Source organism: Alkalicoccus luteus, assembly GCF_012034335.1.
In the GTDB taxonomy this organism is placed as follows: Bacteria; Bacillota; Bacilli; order Bacillales; family Salisediminibacteriaceae; genus Alkalicoccus; species Alkalicoccus luteus_A.
Map to the genome: position 1 here is coordinate 1 of NZ_JAATHJ010000035.1, position 16,390 is coordinate 16,390.

A 16,390-nucleotide genomic window follows, 5' to 3' on the forward strand; every position below is an offset into this window, starting at 1 on the left:
AGGATAGAGTGGGGAAAACGCGGAGCGCGAGAAGCAGTAAAACGTGGAGACGTTCTCATTATTGTAGATGTTCTAAGTTTTTCTTCCACGGTAGTGTCAGGTTTAAATAAAGGAGCAATCATATATCCGTATCCTCCACATTTAGACGGGAAAGCTTTTGCATCGGAAATAGAGGCGGAGTATATACTAGGAAGGACAGAAGCTTCAAAAATTGGGAAACCTACTTTATCCCCTGTTTCGTTTCATAAAAAAGAACACATGAACAAACGGTATGTACTTACGTCCCTCAATGGGGCTTACTGTACCTGGATCGCAGGTGAGGTCCCCGCTTTATTGATCGGCTCCCTTTTGAATGCTTCTGCTGTGGCCTCAATCGCTAACAACATAATGCAAGAGACAAATTCGAACATCACAGTTGTTCCTTGTGGGGAACGCTGGAGCGATGTAAAAGAATACGACGATGCGCTGCGCCCGGCAGTAGAGGACTATTTAGGTGCTGGAGCAATACTATCTTATTTGCCTGGTAAAAAATCAGTAGAAGCAGAGGTGTGCATAGGCGCATTCACAGCAGTCAAACACCGACTTAACGAAATGATATGGGATTGTGGAAGTGGCAGAGAACTTCGCAACAGAGGTTTTAGTGAAGACGTAAAACATTGTAGTAAATTAAACTATTATGAAAATGTTCCTCTATTAAAGAAGGATCACTTTATATCGGCATTTTAAATCCTCAATAACTAAAGATCGCTGTTTATAATCTTACCCCGTATAAGAATTAAAGATGCATCAAAATCATTAATATATATTTAACTAATTAATATGTATTGTACATAAATAAGCCAGCAGAACAGTTATTTGCTCTGCTGGCTTATTTTTATATCGAATATAAAGAAGATAAAAACGATAGTATTAATACATCAAAATGATAGTGTGATACCATTGGATTAACATCTAAACTATCAATTGCGATCAGGGAGGTATTAACGTGAGCGACAAAGAAAAGCTTCAAGTGACGATGCCAGCAACCCTCAAAAAAGAGTTAGAACGAATGGCGAATGAAACAGGTATTTCACAGAATCATTTATCTGTCCTGGCGCTGCATAGCCTTACGAAAAACTATAAGGAAAAAGGCTCGTTCATCTTTGCTGATCTCTTGAATCCTGAACATCGGAATTAAAACAGTCTAAGGAGGGATATGAGTGGAAGAATTAATAGAAGCAGTAGCAGAGCATGAAGCTTATGGGTCTTTAGAAGAATTTGTAGATAAATTAAATGAAGCAAAACAATTATTTGATAAAGAAGAAGATAAAGAAACCTATATTAATTTATACCAAATGGAAGAATCACTAGAATACTTTAGAGAATGCTTATCTAATGCTTTATCTTTTTTATTACATGAAACCTTATTAACTCATATAAACACAAAGTCACAAAAAGGGATTCAAACCCTAGAGGCTATAATAAGTAATCCCAAAGCGAATATGAGCAGCAATTTAGCAACTGTAAGGAGTAACCATTCAAGTGTCATTATCCAATTAAATGTTATTTCCTCTCCAAGTAGTTTGCAAGAAATTGAGAGCTTAAAAGAGTATGTCACTAAACAAAAGATATCTTTAAGTCGTACAAATAATAGTGCGATTAAAGAGGCTGAAGAAATAAAATCTCAAAACACCGAGTTATTAAGTGAAATAGATCAACTCCGAACTATTATTGAAGAAGAACGTAAGAATTTTAAGGATAGTGCTTCGGACATTTTATTAACACTACAGCGAGAATCTTCAAAAGAAATATTTGATTTTATAGAAAAAGAAAAGCAAGACTTTAAAGATCAGTCAGAAAGTATTTTGTCACAAGAAAATGAGGTGATGAATAGTCTACTGAGTAAAGAAACAAAGGCAGAAGAAATTTTAAACTTATCATCGAAGGCAGCATTGGCTGGGAGTTATCGAAAGAATGCGGATTACGAACGAAATATATCTTGGGTGTGGAGTGGAATAGCGATTGGTTCAGTAGCTGGGGCAGTGATCTTTTCGATCATTGAATTACTGGAATTGGATTTGAATGTAACGAGTTTAATAGCTCGTTTGGCTATACTTAGCGCTATTTTTTCAGTGTTCGTATATGCGACTAAACAAGCTACTCACCATAGGGAATTATCCAAGGAAAATAGAAGTAGAGAACTAGAGCTTACAACCTTAGTTCCCTTTATTAACGATCTTCCACAAGACGAAAGACAAGCAATTCAAAAAAAGCTGGCTTATAAATATTTTGGTGGTGAGGATATAACGACTCATGAAAACGAGGAAACGAGCAATTAGTAATAAAGAATAGCACATTTTCAAATGCAGGTTTAGGGTTTACCCTAAACCTGCATTTAGCTACTCTTCAAAAAAGCTGCTATGACAGCATATTTTTTATCGGTAAATGTAGGTTTTAAGTGTCTGTTTTGATATAATAGAATAAACAGAAAAGGAGAGTTTACATGAGCGATCAAACAAAGAAACAAGCAATCGGATACATGATGCAAGCTGCGTTAAAATCTTCCCTACCATCTAACCGATTAATTGACTTAGCATGGGCTGCTGAGCGAGAAATTCCAGAAGAAAGCATATTGGATAATACAAGGACGAGACAAGTATTGCAGGAAATCATGGCGAATCTCGATTTCTCGGAAGATTTACAGGAGGAAGTGATGCAGGAACTCTATTTTTCTGCTTTCGATCTCAAAACGGTGGAAGAAGCAGGTGACATTCATTTCGCCTTCACCATGTTATTTCCACGTTTACAAGGGAATAGCAGATGAAAATTGGGTATGCCCGTGTCAGTACAAAAGACCAGAATTTAGAACGGCAAATCGAAGAACTACAAGCACAGGGTTGCGACAAAATCTATTCGGAAAAGAAATCAGCAAAGAATTTTGAACGTCCAGAGTATCAAAAAATGAAAAAGATGCTGCGCTTCGGTGATGTCTTGATCGTGCATGATCTTTCTCGGTTTGGACGAAACAACGCTGAAATTAAGCAAGAATGGAAAGACTTGACTGAGAAAGAGATTGATATAGTCGTTCTGAACATGCCGATCTTAGACACTCGCCAGTACAGAAATTTAGAGGGAGTCGGACGATTGGTTTCCGATATTGTATTGGCTGTTCTATCGTGGCAAGTTGAGCAAGAGCGATTAAACAACTTGAAAGCCCAGCGTGAGGGAATTGAGATCGCTAAACGTAAAGGGAAGTATAAAGGCAGAAAGACAGAATACTCCCCGGACGGGAAACAAAGCGATAAGTATTTCACTATCGTTCAAATGCTAAAAGATAATGTAGGGCAGCCAGAAATTGCGAAGCGCATGAAATGTAGTCGTGACACGGTGGCAAAGATTAAGAAAGAGAAAGGGCTATAATCTAATTAATATATATTAAATAATTTAATATATATTATACAGTAAAAGCCCACTGTAAATAAAAGCATGGCGAATACTTGTCATGCTTGACTACTATATGAATTGTAGTATTGTGCTATGTAAACTGAATGGAAAACAAAAATGGAAGGATGGACTTTTTATGTCGAATACTGTCATATTTGCCGAGAAACCTTCACAAGCAAAAGCCTATGCAGAAGCTTTTTCTATTAAAGATAAGTCGAAAACACATATACAGCTGCAATCATGCAGCACCTTTCCGAAGGGAGCAATCATCACATGGGGCATTGGTCATTTAGTTGAATTGCAGCAGCCTGGGGAGTATCACGAAAAATGGGGAAAATGGAATCTAACCGACTTGCCGATCTTACCCGATAACTTTCAAGATGCGGTGTCCAAAGATAAAAAGGCGCAATTTGCGGCTGTGAAAAAGTATTTCCAGCAAGCCGATCTGATTATCAACGGGTGTGACATTGATCGGGAAGGAAGCAACATCTTCCAAAGTACCTTTTTCCTTACGGGAGTGAAAGGGAAAGAAGTAAAACGATTATGGATTAACTCATTAGAAAAAGAAGAAGTGCTGAAAGGCTTCAATAACTTGCAGCCGATTGAAAAAGATTTACGCATGTATCAAGAAGCTAAAGCCCGGCAAATATCGGATTGGCTGGTTGGTATAAACCTTTCACGGGCATACACGCTTCATCTACAAAAGAGAGGATATAAAGGAAATGGCAGTAAAGGAAGCTCTGCAATGTCAGTCGGTCGGGTGCAAAGTCCAGCCTTATATCTCATCTATCAACGTCAGCAGGAAATAGAGCATTTTAAGCCGGAACCATTCTTTGAATTAGAGGGTAATTTTAAGGCTGCTAATGGATCTTATAAAGGCATGGCAAAAATAAAAGAAAAGCAAAAAGAGACTGTAAGTGCATTATTAGAAAAAGAAGGGCTGCTACCGGGGGAAGTAACGGAGGGTACGGTTCAAAATGTAGAAAAGAAAGAGAAGCAGCAACAAGCACCAAAGCTTCATTCGCTTTCTTCTTTGCAGTCTACGGCTAATAAGCGCTGGAAATACAGTCCGTCAGATGTGCTGAAAACGATGCAGGAGCTATATTTAAAGAAGCTTGTTACCTATCCCCGGACAGACTGTAATTTCATCACAGAAAATGAATTTGCGTATATCAGACAAAATGTTAAAGCGTATCAGCAGTTATTAAAGGTAGAATTTGAACCGGCTACATTAGAAGCGAAGAAACGCTATGTCGATGGCTCGAAGGTGGAAGAGCATTTTGCTCTCGTACCGACAAAGAATGTACCAAATCAGAGTACCATTCAAAACCTCAGTCAAATGGAGAAAAACCTGTACAACGAAGTCTTAGCAACGACTCTCGGCATGTTTCATCGTCCTTATCTATATGAAGAGACAAAAATCATAACAAACGTGAAGAACATTGAATTTTTCACTACTGGCAAGGTGGAGAAAGATAAGGGGTGGAAAGCTCTTTATGCAGCCCCTAAAAAAGAGGATAAGGAAGAACAAGCTGCTGTTCTTCCAGCGGTAACAAAAGCTGAATCCGTGGAAAGTACCGTCACCATTAAAGAAGGCATGACAAAGCCGCCGAAACCGTATACCGAAGGGCAATTAATTAACATGATGAAAACCTGCGGGAAGTTAATTGATGATGAAGAAGATATTGAAATATTAAAAGAGGTTGAAGGCATTGGAACAGAAGCGACTCGATCAGGAATAATCGAAACGATCAAAGCACAACGCTATATCGAAGTACAAAAGAATATCGTCACAGTGACACCGAAAGGAAGTGTGCTGTGTGAAGCAATAGAAGGAACGCTTCTTTCCAGTCCTTCTATGACAGCAAAGTGGGAAGCTTATCTGCAAAAGATCGGGAAAGGAGAAGGCTCGAAAGACGCTTTCATACAAAAGACGAAAGAATTTGTTACGAAAATGGTCGGTGAGACTTCTCAACGAGTCGATCAAACAAATATCGAAAATGTGATACAAGAGGAAGCAGCAAGCAACCAACTTGCAGCCTGTCCGGCATGTAAAAGCGGTTCTATTCAAGATCGCAAAACCTTCTTTGGTTGCAGCGGTTATCGAGAAGGCTGCACGTTCACATTGCCAAAGAAAATTGCCGGAAAGTCCTTAACAACCAATCAGATCAAGATGCTATGCGAGAAAGGAAAGACAAATAAGATCAAGGGATTCACGTCAAAAAAGAAGAAAAGCTTTGAAGCAGCTTTAAAGCTAGACGATCAGAGAAAAATAGCATTTGATTTCCCTAAAAAGTAAAGCAGGAAGGAGTAAAGGATAATTCTTTGCTCCTTCTTTTATTCTTTAGAACAATATATATTAAATAGTTTAATATATATTAAATAGTTATTGTGTTATTGTGTTATACATGATATACTTAGAATATAAGAAACAGAGGTTATCAAAAGTGTTATAATATTCCAAAAGGAGTTGAAGGCAATGAGAGAGTGGAAGCGCACAAACTATGAGGTAATAGAAGTTCCTTATGACCATGATCTGCATGAGTTCAATGTCATTCAGGACAATGATGTCATTGCTACCATTACACCCGCAACAATTGAGGATATGGAGCAAATTATCACTGATCTGGACAACGGCGAGGATGTTCATGGTTGGGAAGATGGCATGGGAAACACCATTTCCGTCCGCTAAAACATTTCATCATCAGAGTGCATTACCAATATTCCAGTAGCGCACTCTGATGATTGATTTACAGGAGGTTTCTATGGAACAAATATCTTTGTTTGAACCACAAAAAGTTTCGCAAGTACCACTGAGTGAACGTATTTTTCATTTAGCTCCGGGTGACAGCATCCGAATCGGTAAATACAAACTAACGTACAACGTGTTCTATCTATATGAAGCGGAATCCAATGAAGAGCATTTTTGTCTAGGAAAAGATGTTGAATCCGTTTTACTATGGATAGATTCTTTCTAAAACCGATTGTGTTATTGTGACATTGTGCTATAATGGCTTTAATGTGCTACAAATAATTAAATATATAATAAATAGTTTAATATATATTAATTTATTAGGAGGGCTTTATCATGGGAAATGTCATCACTACGGCTAACAGCAAAGGCGGGGTTGGGAAAACTACCGTCACACGCTTGATTGCAGAAACACTCGTCAAACGTGGTAAATCCGTTTGTATTATTGATATGTGCCAAAACTCTTCAATTGCTACTGGTTTTCTAAATGATCGGGAGCAATTCACGAAAACAACCTATGACTGGTTGATCGGGGAAGCAAAACCTTCTGAGGTGATTCAGAAACATTCGGAAATGCTGCACTTCATCCCTTCAAACGAACAGATAGATGATTTCAGAAATTATGCAAACAAGCTAACCATGAAAAAGCGTTTATACTCTGTTGATCGCAAAGTAAAAGCACTACGAAACGTATATGATTATATCTTGATCGATACGCACCCTTCGGAAAATGATGATTTAGTAGCTTATTCTTTTGTAGCGAGTGATTATGTCGTCGTGCCTTTTGAAGTAGACGAGGATAGTCGAGTCGCTGTAAATCGGACAATTGAGATCGTGAAAGATTTCTTACAAGAAGATATTAAAGGATATTACCTCTTACCTAACAAAGTAAATGTAACAAATCAAAAGATTAATCAGCAGTTGCAGAATATGATCGAATCATTCAAAGAAAAAGGCGTCAAAGAAAACCAGATTTTAGATCATATCCGATTTAGCACTACTGTTTCAACTTCCAAAAATGAAAAAATCAGCTTGGAAGAATTGGCGCAAAAAAACCAGTATGCTAGAAAAGTCGTGAACGATTTTGACCGTGTAACAGATACTATTATCAGTGAGATCGAAGGGAGCGCTGTATGATGAAAAAGAATAAAGGGATAGATTTAGATGCGTTAGATGAAATGGACGAGGAACTACAAGACGATCAGGAAGAACCTTCTACGCCAAAGCGAGAACGTAGAAGTGTATATGAGAAATTCACGAAGAAAAAAACGGGTCCAAAAAAGAAACTAAAGGATGCCAAAGCTCAGACCTATATCATAGAGCAAAGTGATATTGACGCTCTCACAGAAGAAGCTGAAAAACAGAATATATCGCAATCAGAATACATGCGCCAGGCATTAAAACTAAAGTTAAAAACAGATCGCAAACGATAAAATAGTGATATGACAACCTTTATATAGATTAATATATATTAAATAATTAAATATATATTAAGTGATTATTTGCTCCTTCTTATTCATAAAAAGAAGGGGCATTTTTTTATAAAAAGAATGGATTTTTTCAATTGTAGTATTGTGTTATTGTGTTATTAATGCTATAATTAAAGTATCAAAGATAAGGAGTTGGTACAAATGGGAACTATCCAAACGCAACCGCCAGAACAATTTGCAAAGGTGATTCGCTCACTCGAAAGAAAAGGGCTGCATGACTTTTCTTACACTGAGGACGGCGGCGAACCAGCAATCTACCTTCACTGTCGGCACTCACAAAAAAATAAACGGTGCGTCATTAACATCTTAGAGGATATGGATAACCCGGAAAAGTTTGAATGGCTCAACGATCGCTTAGACGAAGAGCTAACCGGGTTGAGTCTCCGGCAGATCACGAACAAGATCAGGCCATACATCAACCTCTGATGAAACGGATTCCCACTTTTAACAGAGTGGGTTTCCTCCCTGCTTTTTTCTACTAATCGGTTTTGACCTTTGGCATAGTTTGCAAGCTTTTGTACCAACTCCTGAAAAGCTCAAACTATGCCTTATTGTCACCAGTTGAGAAAGCAACGGGATCTCTTTATATGTGACATTGTGTTATTGTGTCACTTGTTATACACTGGAAGAGAACTTGAAACATTGAAAAGGTGGCGATTAAATATGTCGAATGAAGAAAAGACTGCTAGACCTACTAAAGAGCAGAAATATAAATCAGCACGTATTTACCCGGATGATGCAAAACTATTGCGGAGAATGGCTGCTAGGCATGATACAACGGTCGTACAACTCATAGAAGAAGCTTGCTATGATCTACGAAAGAAATACGAAGGGAAATACGGAACAAATTACGATGATTAAGGAGGGGTTGAATGGAAGAAGCAACTGCTAATATCGGGAAGCAGCAGTACATTCGCTGGGGTATGGGAATCTTACTTGGATTGATTGCCCTGTTCTTATTCTTTCATCCAGAACTTATTATGTTAATCGTCACAATAGCAGGAGTCGCTGTGATCGGTTACTTCGTTCTGATTGCTACTTGGAAAATAGCTGTGTTTCTCTTCTTTTTTGCCGTAATGATAGCCGGTGGTTTTGTTGTTTTAGGAGGGGCTTTGTGGCTATTCAATTAATCACTTATAGTCATTTTGTAGTCAGAGCATCGTTCTATATTTAGAAAAAACAGAAATATCCGCTTCCTTTTTTTGTTTTTTATTGTTACCCTTTGATATGTAATACCTAAGAAGATGCCGTGTGTGCTGAGTTATTTGCAATTTTGACAACTTGCACCTAAAAAAATACAAAAAAATTCCCCGCCCTATATATACTGCTTCACGTGTTTGGCGGCACTAGCAGAATATATAACCCAGCAGGGAATAGAAGGTTTTTTCTATTCTTCATTGTTTTTAAACCATGAGGAATAGAAGATTTCTACTCACCATAATACCCTTTTATACTCTAAAAGTAAAGAATATTTATCTTTTACTGGAGAAGAGGTTAGGTATTACATGATGTAGTCAATCCTTCTATTCCTCGCGAAATATGCGGAGGACATAGGAGGATTTTTATTATGAATGCAGTGATTCAATTTGAAGGAACAATTTACGAACAGGGATATGGTTTAATCGCACAACAGGTTATGAGAGATTCTACTTTACCAAAACAATCAAAGCTAATTTATTCGTATATGTGTTCGTTTGCTGGCGCTTCACAAGATGGAGAACGTACTGCTTTCCCGTCTATTTCCTTACAATTAAAAGAACTAGGAATGACTCGTGACACGTATTATAAGTGGCGCAAATATTTGATTGATCGTGGGCTTCTTAAAATCACCAAGCAGCGTAAAGAAGGAGCAAAATTTGAGCGGAATATTTACTCCATTATTGCCGTTCCAAAACCGGAGCCAATCAATTCAGTATCAGAAGAAAAAAAAGACAGTGAACAAAATAGTGATGAAAACCCTGACACAGAGGGGAACTCACCGTGGTCGAATTTTTCGACTACGGAAAAATCGACTACCGAAAATTCGACTACTAACAGTAATAGTCTTAACAGTAATAGTCTTAAAAGAAATACAGATACAAGAGATACAAGAGAGACGAAAAGCGTTTCTTCTTCTTCTTCACAAATAATTTCTTCTGGTGAAGTTCAAACCCACCATGAACCAAAGGGCGGCATTTCTACTGCAAAAAAAGGGCAAGACGATCAAGAAGAATTATTAAAAGAGTCTCTTAGAAAAAATTCTGGATTATCAGATCGCACTTTCAAATTGCTCAGTGGTTTTAGTGAAAGCTATGAACAGATGTATAACTGGATTGGCATTTTCTATCGTGCCAAAAAGAAAGCAGAAGAGAACATGAATGAAGTCATTATCATGGAATATGAAATGAATGAGGAAATGATTTACACGTCGCTACTTAGCGTTATTCGTATTATTCGCACACAAGAAAAAGAGAACCCGGACAACTATATGTTTATATCGTTAAAGAATGCATTTGAAGAAGAATTGACGATTAGAGCGAGACAAAAAAAGAAAGACGACAATGCAAATCATTGGCTAAATGGCTGATATAAAAAATTAGGGAATTGTACAAAAAGGTTGAGAAATATCGCCCGTATACTGCTAACCCCCGTGCAATTATGCTACTCTATTGGTACGCAAAAACCGTGTGAAAATATGTGAATAGGCATGTTTTTCACAATGGATATTGTGAAAAACGACCAAATAGAGTATAATGGGGGTAAGATCAATGGGCGAACTCCACAAAACAGTTGAGAAGTTCTACCGGGCATTAGATGCATTACACATTGAATATGACGCTGAAACGGGCAGACTTTCAGAACCAATTATCATGATTGCGTATAATGCCAATCGAAGATTTGTTATAGATAGGGTTTTTCTATTCAAACGTTTCTTTTTAATCTTCGATAAAGATCAAACGGATGTTACGAAAGTGTTTTATGATAAAGTACAATCATTTCGCTCTACGGTGAAAAAATTCTAGTAGCAGCGATCAGGAAGGTGATAAAGGTGAGACGCGAAAAACATTGTTCACATCTGGAATTGTCTACTTCTGCTGCGGAAGTTTCCACGTTTGATGGTCAACGTTATCTCATCAAAGGCGCTTTGGCTGTTAATAGCAATAATGGGAAGATTAGGCGAGTACCAAATATCTATTACGACATTCGGAACGCCGTTAATCACCAAAAAGAGCTGATTGCGAAGCGAAAAAATCCGTCTGATGAACTTTGTAAATGTCATCAGGCGAAGGTAAAATAAGGATTGAATAGAGGGCTTTTCCTCTTTCAATATAAATTTTGATAACTACATATTGAGTGCTGCTGTATCATCTTGGCGTGTGAACAGTGGTTTACTACTTTGCTTGGTTAGGAAGGTTCGATACCAGAAATCTTCTCACCTTTAACGGTGTAACGTCGCAAGTCTCTAGGGTTCTTCGGATAATGCCTGAAACGTTGTGCATTGGGAGGCTACCGATCACGGTACGCAAGCTTCCATAGGGTCAACCTCCAGCCAGAAGGTTAGTGAAGGCAACTTCTTGTTTTCATGTTTTTAACTCATGGAATAGGAGGGTGATCTATGCGTATGTGGAAACCACTCTCGTTGCTTCTTGTGATCGTTTTTCTAGCAGCATGTAGTGCTAATGCTGGCATTGAAGAGGAAACAGATTATGAGACATTTCGAGATACAATAAATGCAGATGATTTTACTGGTTTTGCTTATTTTCTATGGAATCCAGATCATCATGAAGTGAATATCGATGAAACAATTAACTCTGTCTTTGAAAATGAAAACGAACATTTGCTGATGTTTACAATGGTTGATCGTAGCGAAGAAGTTGAAAGCATGTGGGATAATGACTGGAGCAATTCAGATTACCACAATTCTACTAATGAGATTATATTCATTGATGAAGGTCACATAATAGATCGATTCGACGTTAATCCTGATGAACTTCATGCAAGCGAACACAATAATGAATTAGCTTCATTCATCCAGCAATACCAATAAAGGGGCGATTACATGGCAACAAAGAAAGAGATTCAAAAGAAGAAAAACATTGCGAAGAAAATGATTAATCAAATGGAGTCCGGTGGATATGAAGCCTGGCTGCACGATCAGCATAGTGCGTACATTGACAATAATTTAGAAGAATATCTGGATATGAATGAACCGACAGAAACAAAAGAACCTTCTTTTTCAAGCGCAAATGACAACTAAGTTTTATAATTCGACATTTTTCACTATATTGAACAAAACGTAGAGGGTTACTAACCCTCTATTATTTTTCGCTTTTTTAATGACATATATTATCTTTTATGGATAATGTTAGATTAAAAACTTATAGAAAGTAGGAGATTACATGTTCGATCAACTCATGCAAGTGAAGGTTATGGCAGGGATGAACAATCTCATTTCGACAGGAGAATCGATTCTTGGTTGGGCGCAAGGTCTCGGACTGATCGGGGCGGCAATTGCGTTTTGTGTTGGTGGTTACTACCTCATGTTTGGTGGAGATCGAGGACGTACTAAGGCAATCGGCTGGTTTTTAGGTGGGGCAGTCGGGCTTATTGTCGTTATGGGTGCGTATGGTTTAGCACAAGGTATTGATGATAACATCACATTTTTTATTCATATGTAGCATGGTAAGAGAGCCGTTGTATCGGCTCTCTTTTTTTTAACCAAAGAAGAAAAAGTATACAAGTTTTCAAAATGGAGGGAAGAAAATGCTGTACGTCAATTTCGTTCAGGGAAAACATGAGAAGCTGCCAAAACATGAGCGGATTCCGTTCGATGAAGCCGTTGCACTCTCCCAAGAGATTGAAATGGAAATGCGTGAGAAGAAAGCAAAAATCACGAGTTATTTTTACGTGATTGATGATGAACTGCCAGACAGTCTGTATGAAGGTGAATTTGTTTTTGGTTCTTATACAGCACCGAACTTATTCATTCATATTCGCAATAACCTTCCTACGATCAGAACCAATAAGGAGCATGAAAAGCTTCGGCTTTCCTTTATTGCAGATATGGAAGAAGCGACAGACGAACAATATAAGCAGGAAGAGGATATGGAAAACGATTTGTACCGTGATTTAGACAGTACAAAAATATCACACCTGAAACGGTGGCAACGCCGCACGATTTATGGGGCTGCTGGTTTCTTCGCTATATTGAGTGCCGGGGTATTCGCTTTCTTTTTTCTACAAATAGCCGGTTTCCAAACAGCGTATGAACAACAGGCCGCCGAAGCAGAAGAACAGTCAGACGTGATCACATATTATGAACAAGCACTATTAGGAGAAGAAGAAAACTTGCAAAGCTATCTCGGAGAAAAGAACGTGAGTACCTTATCCAACAGGGAGACTGGTATTTATGCTCGAATGATGGCAGATCAAGAAGAGTTTGAAACTCTTAATACGCTTTATGAAGGAGATATGAGTTTGGTTGCTTCCTTCCTAGCACAAGAGTCCAATACAGATACACTACGAGCATATAATGACCAATTCCCGACGAATGAAGGACAATTTGAACTCGCTTTTGCAGATGAAAACTACGAAGAACTATTAGAAATGGAGAACGTTGAAATCAATAATCGTCGAAGTGAAATGCGAACCGAAGCTTTTATTGAGCTTGGTGATCTGGAGGGCGCAAGAGAAGAGCTAGAAAATAATACATCGAGTGATCTTGCTGATCGTATCAATCGACTCGAAGAACTCAATTCACAAATCGCTGAATTAGACGAGCAGATCAGCAATCTGGATGATGACGATGACGAGGACGAAATCGCTACATTACAAGAGGAACGAGAAGAAGCAGAAAGTGAATTGAATGATCTATAAGGAGGAACAGGCGCATGAATGATTCAGTACGAAGCTTGTTGAAACGGAGGAAGGTACACCTCTTGGCGGCGTTAGTCGGAGGGGCTGCCTTCTTTTCTCTTTTTAATACAGCAATTAATTTCATTATCACGAACGTTCAGCTTTTCCTTCAAAGTGAAGGAGCTTTTGATATAGGCACGATGACATTTGCGGTTGGCAGCCTCTTACTAACGTTTCATCTCCTTCCAAGTGAAGCCTATTATGTCCTGGGGGGAATGAGCTTCATTGCAACTGGCTTAGTGTATTACAAGCTTCGCACCAACTTTCGTGAACTGGAAGAAAAACATGCGAAAGGGTCAAGCCGGTTCACGACGTTACAAGAGATTAAAAACCAATACAAAGCAATTCCTGAGAAATCAAAAAAATACGAAGGCGGCGGGGGTGTTCCGATTTCTCGCTATAAAGAAAACATTTTTATTGATGATTCCCCGGTCAATAACTTGTGGGTGGGTACAACCCGTTCCGGTAAGGGTGAAATGGGAATGTTCCCGATGATTGATATTTACTCTCGGGCAGAAGAAAAAGCGTCAATGGTGTTCAACGATCCCAAAGCGGAATTGTTTGCGACATCAAAGGATATTCTAAAAAAACGAGGCTACCATGTTGAAGTTTTAAATTTGGATAACCCATTGCAATCTATGTCTTATCAAGTCTTGCAGATCGTCATAGATGCGTATGAGGAAGGTGATATGGCAAAGGCAGAGCAATACGCCAAAACCATTTCCAGCATGTTATACAGTGACCCGGCGGCGAAAGATAAGTTTTGGCAGGATAGCGCAAGTGCTTTATGTACGGCGCTTATTCTCGGACTGTGCGAAAAAAACATTCCAGATAATAAAGACAAAATCACGATGTACACCGTGGCAAATACCTTAAATGAATTAGCTGCGGAACAAGAGGATGACGGAAGCGGAAAAATGGTCACGGGCTTGGATAAGTTTTTTGACAGCCTACCGGAAAATCACGCTGCTAAGCTGCAATACTCCACAGTGAAATTCGCTTCGGGTGCAGGGCAGACGGTCGCCGGTATCTTTGCCAATGCCTTTGATAAGCTCAATATTTTCACACTGACACCTATTGCCAAAATGACTTCCCAAAATTCATTTGATATGAAAAAGGTCGGGTTTGGAAAGTCGGTCTTAGGAAGAATCACGCCCCTATCTCGAATACACATGACATTTCCAGATGGAGAAGTCAGTGTACGGAGTGATGAAAACGGACGATTTTCGATTCCTCATGATAAGAGCTTACAAAAAGATGCAGAAATCAGCATGAGGGTGGAGCCAGAAGCAAAGAAGAACAAGAAAAAGAAGCAGCAGGAAGAGGAAGAAAAGAAAGTACCGGCTGAACCTCTTTTCCTAAAAGTGAAAGTGACACAGATCGAGGAAGATACCGGGGAAGTCAGCTTTGTCGAAGTAGAACGACAAAATGACAAAGAAGGCAATGCGATTACGATAGAAAAAATCGAGCATTTTGATAAGCCAATCGCTCTGTTCATGATCGTACCTGATTATGATTCTTCTCTCCACGTCATTGCATCTCTTTACGTCAAACAGCTATATACAGAGCTTGCAAGGGCTGCAAGCGCCAGTAAAGGCGGTAAATGTAATCGAGAAGTGATATTCATTTTAGACGAGTTTGGAAATATGCCAGCAATTCAGGATATGGGATCTATTATTACCGTATGTCTGGGTAGAAAAATCCGCTTTAACTTGGTGGTTCAGTCGTATTCACAACTAGAAAAAGTGTATGACAAAGAATGGAAAACGATTTTTGATAACTGCGCCAATCTTTTATATATCTTAACGACTTCGCATGATACAGCAGAGGACATCAGTAAGCGAATGGGAGAGCGCACGATTGCTTCTCAAAGCCGTTCCGGGGGAACGCTTTCGATGAAAAAGAACAAAACGGAAGGCACGGAAGGACGCCGCCTTTTAACACCAGCAGAGCTATTGCAACTGGAGGAAGGCGAAATGGTCGTGATTCGGGGTATCAAGCGACAGGATAAAGAGCGAAAGAAAATCAAAGCGTACCCGATCTACAACAAAGGCAAAACCCGGATGAAATATCGTTATGAGTATTTAGCCGATCAATTCGATAACTCGGTTTCCATTAATGATATTGATATTGAATGTGAACATGCGGATGTCAACCTGAAAGAATTGGTCTACCACTTCCATGAGAGCGAAGCGAAAAAAGCAAAGGCTGCAATGGAATCGGCTGATTCTCCTGAACATGAAACAGAAGCAGAGGAAAAGAAAGAAGCTACGGCGGAATCAGAGCCAAAGCCTTTGGAGCCAATTCCATATCGAAACCTACCGGCAAGAAAAAAGTTAAGTGACCATGCAGCGTATGATATGGCTCTTTTGATGGGTGAAAAGCATGAATTTTGCACAGAAGAATCCTTCAATGAATTGTCCGTACAAGGGTTGTTAGAACTAACCGAACGACTGGACGAAGAAAAGCTAATTAGAGCAAATGTATTTCCTTCTCTAAAAGAAACGATTGAGCGAAACGAAACTCGCTACAATGCAGAATCTCAAAAAGGAGAGGTCGAAGATGCGAAACAAACGGGATAACATCGTTCCCCTTCCGGGAGTATCAAAAAAGGAATGGAAAAAAAGCAAAGCGCTGACAACGATCGGGGCTGTACTCGATCACTATGCCGACGTGCTGCAATATCAAGATGTTGTCGTGGGGTTAGCCGATGGCAATGTCCGAATCAAGCAAAAAGAAGAAGGGCAAAATTACAACATTCTTTGTCACTTCAATGATGTGAAAATTGATGCCACGATTGATGATTTCCTTTATCACGAAGAGTAGGGGG

Annotated in this window: 21 protein-coding genes; all 21 read left to right on the plus strand. The window is 39.0% G+C overall.

Annotated elements, in window-relative coordinates:
- Window positions 1-726 (plus strand): 2-phosphosulfolactate phosphatase (locus HCN83_RS15545; protein WP_168008938.1); only part of this gene is annotated, 726 nt, incomplete at its 5' end.
- 259 nt (window positions 727-985) lie between these two features.
- The gene (locus HCN83_RS15550; RefSeq protein WP_168008939.1) at window positions 986-1,177 is read left to right on the plus strand and encodes a hypothetical protein; all 192 of its coding nucleotides are present in this window, start codon (window positions 986-988) and stop codon (window positions 1,175-1,177) included.
- A 22-nt stretch (window positions 1,178-1,199) separates the two neighbouring features.
- The gene (locus tag HCN83_RS15555) at window positions 1,200-2,318 is read left to right on the plus strand and encodes a hypothetical protein (protein ID WP_168008940.1); all 1,119 of its coding nucleotides are present in this window, start codon (window positions 1,200-1,202) and stop codon (window positions 2,316-2,318) included.
- 164 nt (window positions 2,319-2,482) lie between these two features.
- Window positions 2,483-2,803, plus strand: a complete 321-nt coding sequence (locus HCN83_RS15560; RefSeq protein ID WP_168008941.1) for a hypothetical protein — start codon at window positions 2,483-2,485, stop codon at window positions 2,801-2,803.
- Entirely contained in the window at window positions 2,800-3,399 is a 600-nt protein-coding gene (locus HCN83_RS15565; protein WP_168008942.1) for a recombinase family protein, read from the plus strand. Before HCN83_RS15560 ends, HCN83_RS15565 begins: the two co-directional genes overlap by 4 nt.
- 82 nt (window positions 3,400-3,481) lie before the next feature.
- A complete protein-coding gene (gene topB, locus HCN83_RS15570; protein ID WP_343033752.1) occupies window positions 3,482-5,722 on the plus strand; it encodes a DNA topoisomerase III in 2,241 nt (746 codons plus the stop codon).
- A gap of 180 nt (window positions 5,723-5,902) precedes the next feature.
- The gene (locus HCN83_RS15575) at window positions 5,903-6,115 is read left to right on the plus strand and encodes a hypothetical protein (protein WP_168008943.1); all 213 of its coding nucleotides are present in this window, start codon (window positions 5,903-5,905) and stop codon (window positions 6,113-6,115) included.
- A gap of 73 nt (window positions 6,116-6,188) precedes the next feature.
- Window positions 6,189-6,401, plus strand: a complete 213-nt coding sequence (locus tag HCN83_RS15580; protein WP_168008944.1) for a hypothetical protein — start codon at window positions 6,189-6,191, stop codon at window positions 6,399-6,401.
- A 110-nt stretch (window positions 6,402-6,511) separates the two neighbouring features.
- Window positions 6,512-7,312: a ParA family protein gene (locus HCN83_RS15585; protein ID WP_168008946.1), complete on the plus strand. Its 801-nt coding sequence runs from the start codon at window positions 6,512-6,514 to the stop codon at window positions 7,310-7,312.
- Entirely contained in the window at window positions 7,312-7,608 is a 297-nt protein-coding gene (locus HCN83_RS15590) for a ribbon-helix-helix protein, CopG family (protein WP_168008948.1), read from the plus strand. The genes HCN83_RS15585 and HCN83_RS15590 overlap by 1 nt, the downstream gene beginning before the upstream one ends.
- Window positions 7,609-7,806: 198 nt before the next feature.
- Entirely contained in the window at window positions 7,807-8,091 is a 285-nt protein-coding gene (locus HCN83_RS15595; protein WP_168008950.1) for a hypothetical protein, read from the plus strand.
- Between the two features lie 237 nt (window positions 8,092-8,328).
- Window positions 8,329-8,526 carry a hypothetical protein gene (locus tag HCN83_RS15600; RefSeq protein ID WP_168008952.1) on the plus strand — a complete coding sequence of 66 codons (198 nt, stop codon included), beginning with the start codon at window positions 8,329-8,331 and terminating at the stop codon, window positions 8,524-8,526.
- A gap of 11 nt (window positions 8,527-8,537) precedes the next feature.
- Entirely contained in the window at window positions 8,538-8,795 is a 258-nt protein-coding gene (locus HCN83_RS15605) for a hypothetical protein (RefSeq protein WP_168008954.1), read from the plus strand.
- A gap of 437 nt (window positions 8,796-9,232) precedes the next feature.
- Window positions 9,233-10,231 carry a helix-turn-helix domain-containing protein gene (locus HCN83_RS15610; RefSeq protein WP_168008956.1) on the plus strand — a complete coding sequence of 333 codons (999 nt, stop codon included), beginning with the start codon at window positions 9,233-9,235 and terminating at the stop codon, window positions 10,229-10,231.
- Window positions 10,232-10,412: 181 nt separating this feature from the next.
- A complete protein-coding gene (locus tag HCN83_RS15615) occupies window positions 10,413-10,667 on the plus strand; it encodes a hypothetical protein (RefSeq protein ID WP_168008958.1) in 255 nt (84 codons plus the stop codon).
- A 593-nt stretch (window positions 10,668-11,260) separates the two neighbouring features.
- Window positions 11,261-11,692: a hypothetical protein gene (locus HCN83_RS15625; RefSeq protein WP_168008960.1), complete on the plus strand. Its 432-nt coding sequence runs from the start codon at window positions 11,261-11,263 to the stop codon at window positions 11,690-11,692.
- Between the two features lie 12 nt (window positions 11,693-11,704).
- Window positions 11,705-11,902, plus strand: a complete 198-nt coding sequence (locus HCN83_RS15630) for a hypothetical protein (RefSeq protein WP_168008962.1) — start codon at window positions 11,705-11,707, stop codon at window positions 11,900-11,902.
- A gap of 142 nt (window positions 11,903-12,044) precedes the next feature.
- Window positions 12,045-12,323, plus strand: coding sequence for a hypothetical protein (locus tag HCN83_RS15635; RefSeq protein ID WP_168008964.1), 279 nt, complete (start codon window positions 12,045-12,047; stop codon window positions 12,321-12,323).
- Between the two features lie 85 nt (window positions 12,324-12,408).
- Window positions 12,409-13,521 carry a hypothetical protein gene (locus HCN83_RS15640; RefSeq protein WP_168008966.1) on the plus strand — a complete coding sequence of 371 codons (1,113 nt, stop codon included), beginning with the start codon at window positions 12,409-12,411 and terminating at the stop codon, window positions 13,519-13,521.
- A 14-nt stretch (window positions 13,522-13,535) separates the two neighbouring features.
- On the plus strand, window positions 13,536-16,142 hold the full coding sequence (locus HCN83_RS15645) for a VirD4-like conjugal transfer protein, CD1115 family (protein ID WP_168008968.1): 2,607 nt from the start codon (window positions 13,536-13,538) through the stop codon (window positions 16,140-16,142).
- Window positions 16,123-16,386, plus strand: a complete 264-nt coding sequence (locus HCN83_RS15650; protein WP_168008970.1) for a hypothetical protein — start codon at window positions 16,123-16,125, stop codon at window positions 16,384-16,386. The genes HCN83_RS15645 and HCN83_RS15650 overlap by 20 nt, the downstream gene beginning before the upstream one ends.
- The last annotated feature ends 4 nt before the right edge of the window (window positions 16,387-16,390 follow it).

What these genes read in the sequence shown, in the direction of transcription:
- HCN83_RS15560 (WP_168008941.1), top strand. Translation starts at nt 2,483, where the DNA reads ATGAGCGATCAAACAAAGAAACAAGCAATCGGATACATGATGCAAGCT.
- HCN83_RS15565 (WP_168008942.1), top strand. Translation starts at nt 2,800, where the DNA reads ATGAAAATTGGGTATGCCCGTGTCAGTACAAAAGACCAGAATTTAGAA.
- topB (WP_343033752.1), top strand. Translation starts at nt 3,482, where the DNA reads ATGCTTGACTACTATATGAATTGTAGTATTGTGCTATGTAAACTGAAT.
- HCN83_RS15575 (WP_168008943.1), top strand. Translation starts at nt 5,903, where the DNA reads ATGAGAGAGTGGAAGCGCACAAACTATGAGGTAATAGAAGTTCCTTAT.
- HCN83_RS15580 (WP_168008944.1), top strand. Translation starts at nt 6,189, where the DNA reads ATGGAACAAATATCTTTGTTTGAACCACAAAAAGTTTCGCAAGTACCA.
- HCN83_RS15585 (WP_168008946.1), top strand. Translation starts at nt 6,512, where the DNA reads ATGGGAAATGTCATCACTACGGCTAACAGCAAAGGCGGGGTTGGGAAA.
- HCN83_RS15590 (WP_168008948.1), top strand. Translation starts at nt 7,312, where the DNA reads ATGAAAAAGAATAAAGGGATAGATTTAGATGCGTTAGATGAAATGGAC.
- HCN83_RS15595 (WP_168008950.1), top strand. Translation starts at nt 7,807, where the DNA reads ATGGGAACTATCCAAACGCAACCGCCAGAACAATTTGCAAAGGTGATT.
- HCN83_RS15600 (WP_168008952.1), top strand. Translation starts at nt 8,329, where the DNA reads ATGTCGAATGAAGAAAAGACTGCTAGACCTACTAAAGAGCAGAAATAT.
- HCN83_RS15605 (WP_168008954.1), top strand. Translation starts at nt 8,538, where the DNA reads ATGGAAGAAGCAACTGCTAATATCGGGAAGCAGCAGTACATTCGCTGG.
- HCN83_RS15610 (WP_168008956.1), top strand. Translation starts at nt 9,233, where the DNA reads ATGAATGCAGTGATTCAATTTGAAGGAACAATTTACGAACAGGGATAT.
- HCN83_RS15615 (WP_168008958.1), top strand. Translation starts at nt 10,413, where the DNA reads ATGGGCGAACTCCACAAAACAGTTGAGAAGTTCTACCGGGCATTAGAT.
- HCN83_RS15625 (WP_168008960.1), top strand. Translation starts at nt 11,261, where the DNA reads ATGCGTATGTGGAAACCACTCTCGTTGCTTCTTGTGATCGTTTTTCTA.
- HCN83_RS15630 (WP_168008962.1), top strand. Translation starts at nt 11,705, where the DNA reads ATGGCAACAAAGAAAGAGATTCAAAAGAAGAAAAACATTGCGAAGAAA.
- HCN83_RS15635 (WP_168008964.1), top strand. Translation starts at nt 12,045, where the DNA reads ATGTTCGATCAACTCATGCAAGTGAAGGTTATGGCAGGGATGAACAAT.
- HCN83_RS15640 (WP_168008966.1), top strand. Translation starts at nt 12,409, where the DNA reads ATGCTGTACGTCAATTTCGTTCAGGGAAAACATGAGAAGCTGCCAAAA.
- HCN83_RS15645 (WP_168008968.1), top strand. Translation starts at nt 13,536, where the DNA reads ATGAATGATTCAGTACGAAGCTTGTTGAAACGGAGGAAGGTACACCTC.
- HCN83_RS15650 (WP_168008970.1), top strand. Translation starts at nt 16,123, where the DNA reads ATGCGAAACAAACGGGATAACATCGTTCCCCTTCCGGGAGTATCAAAA.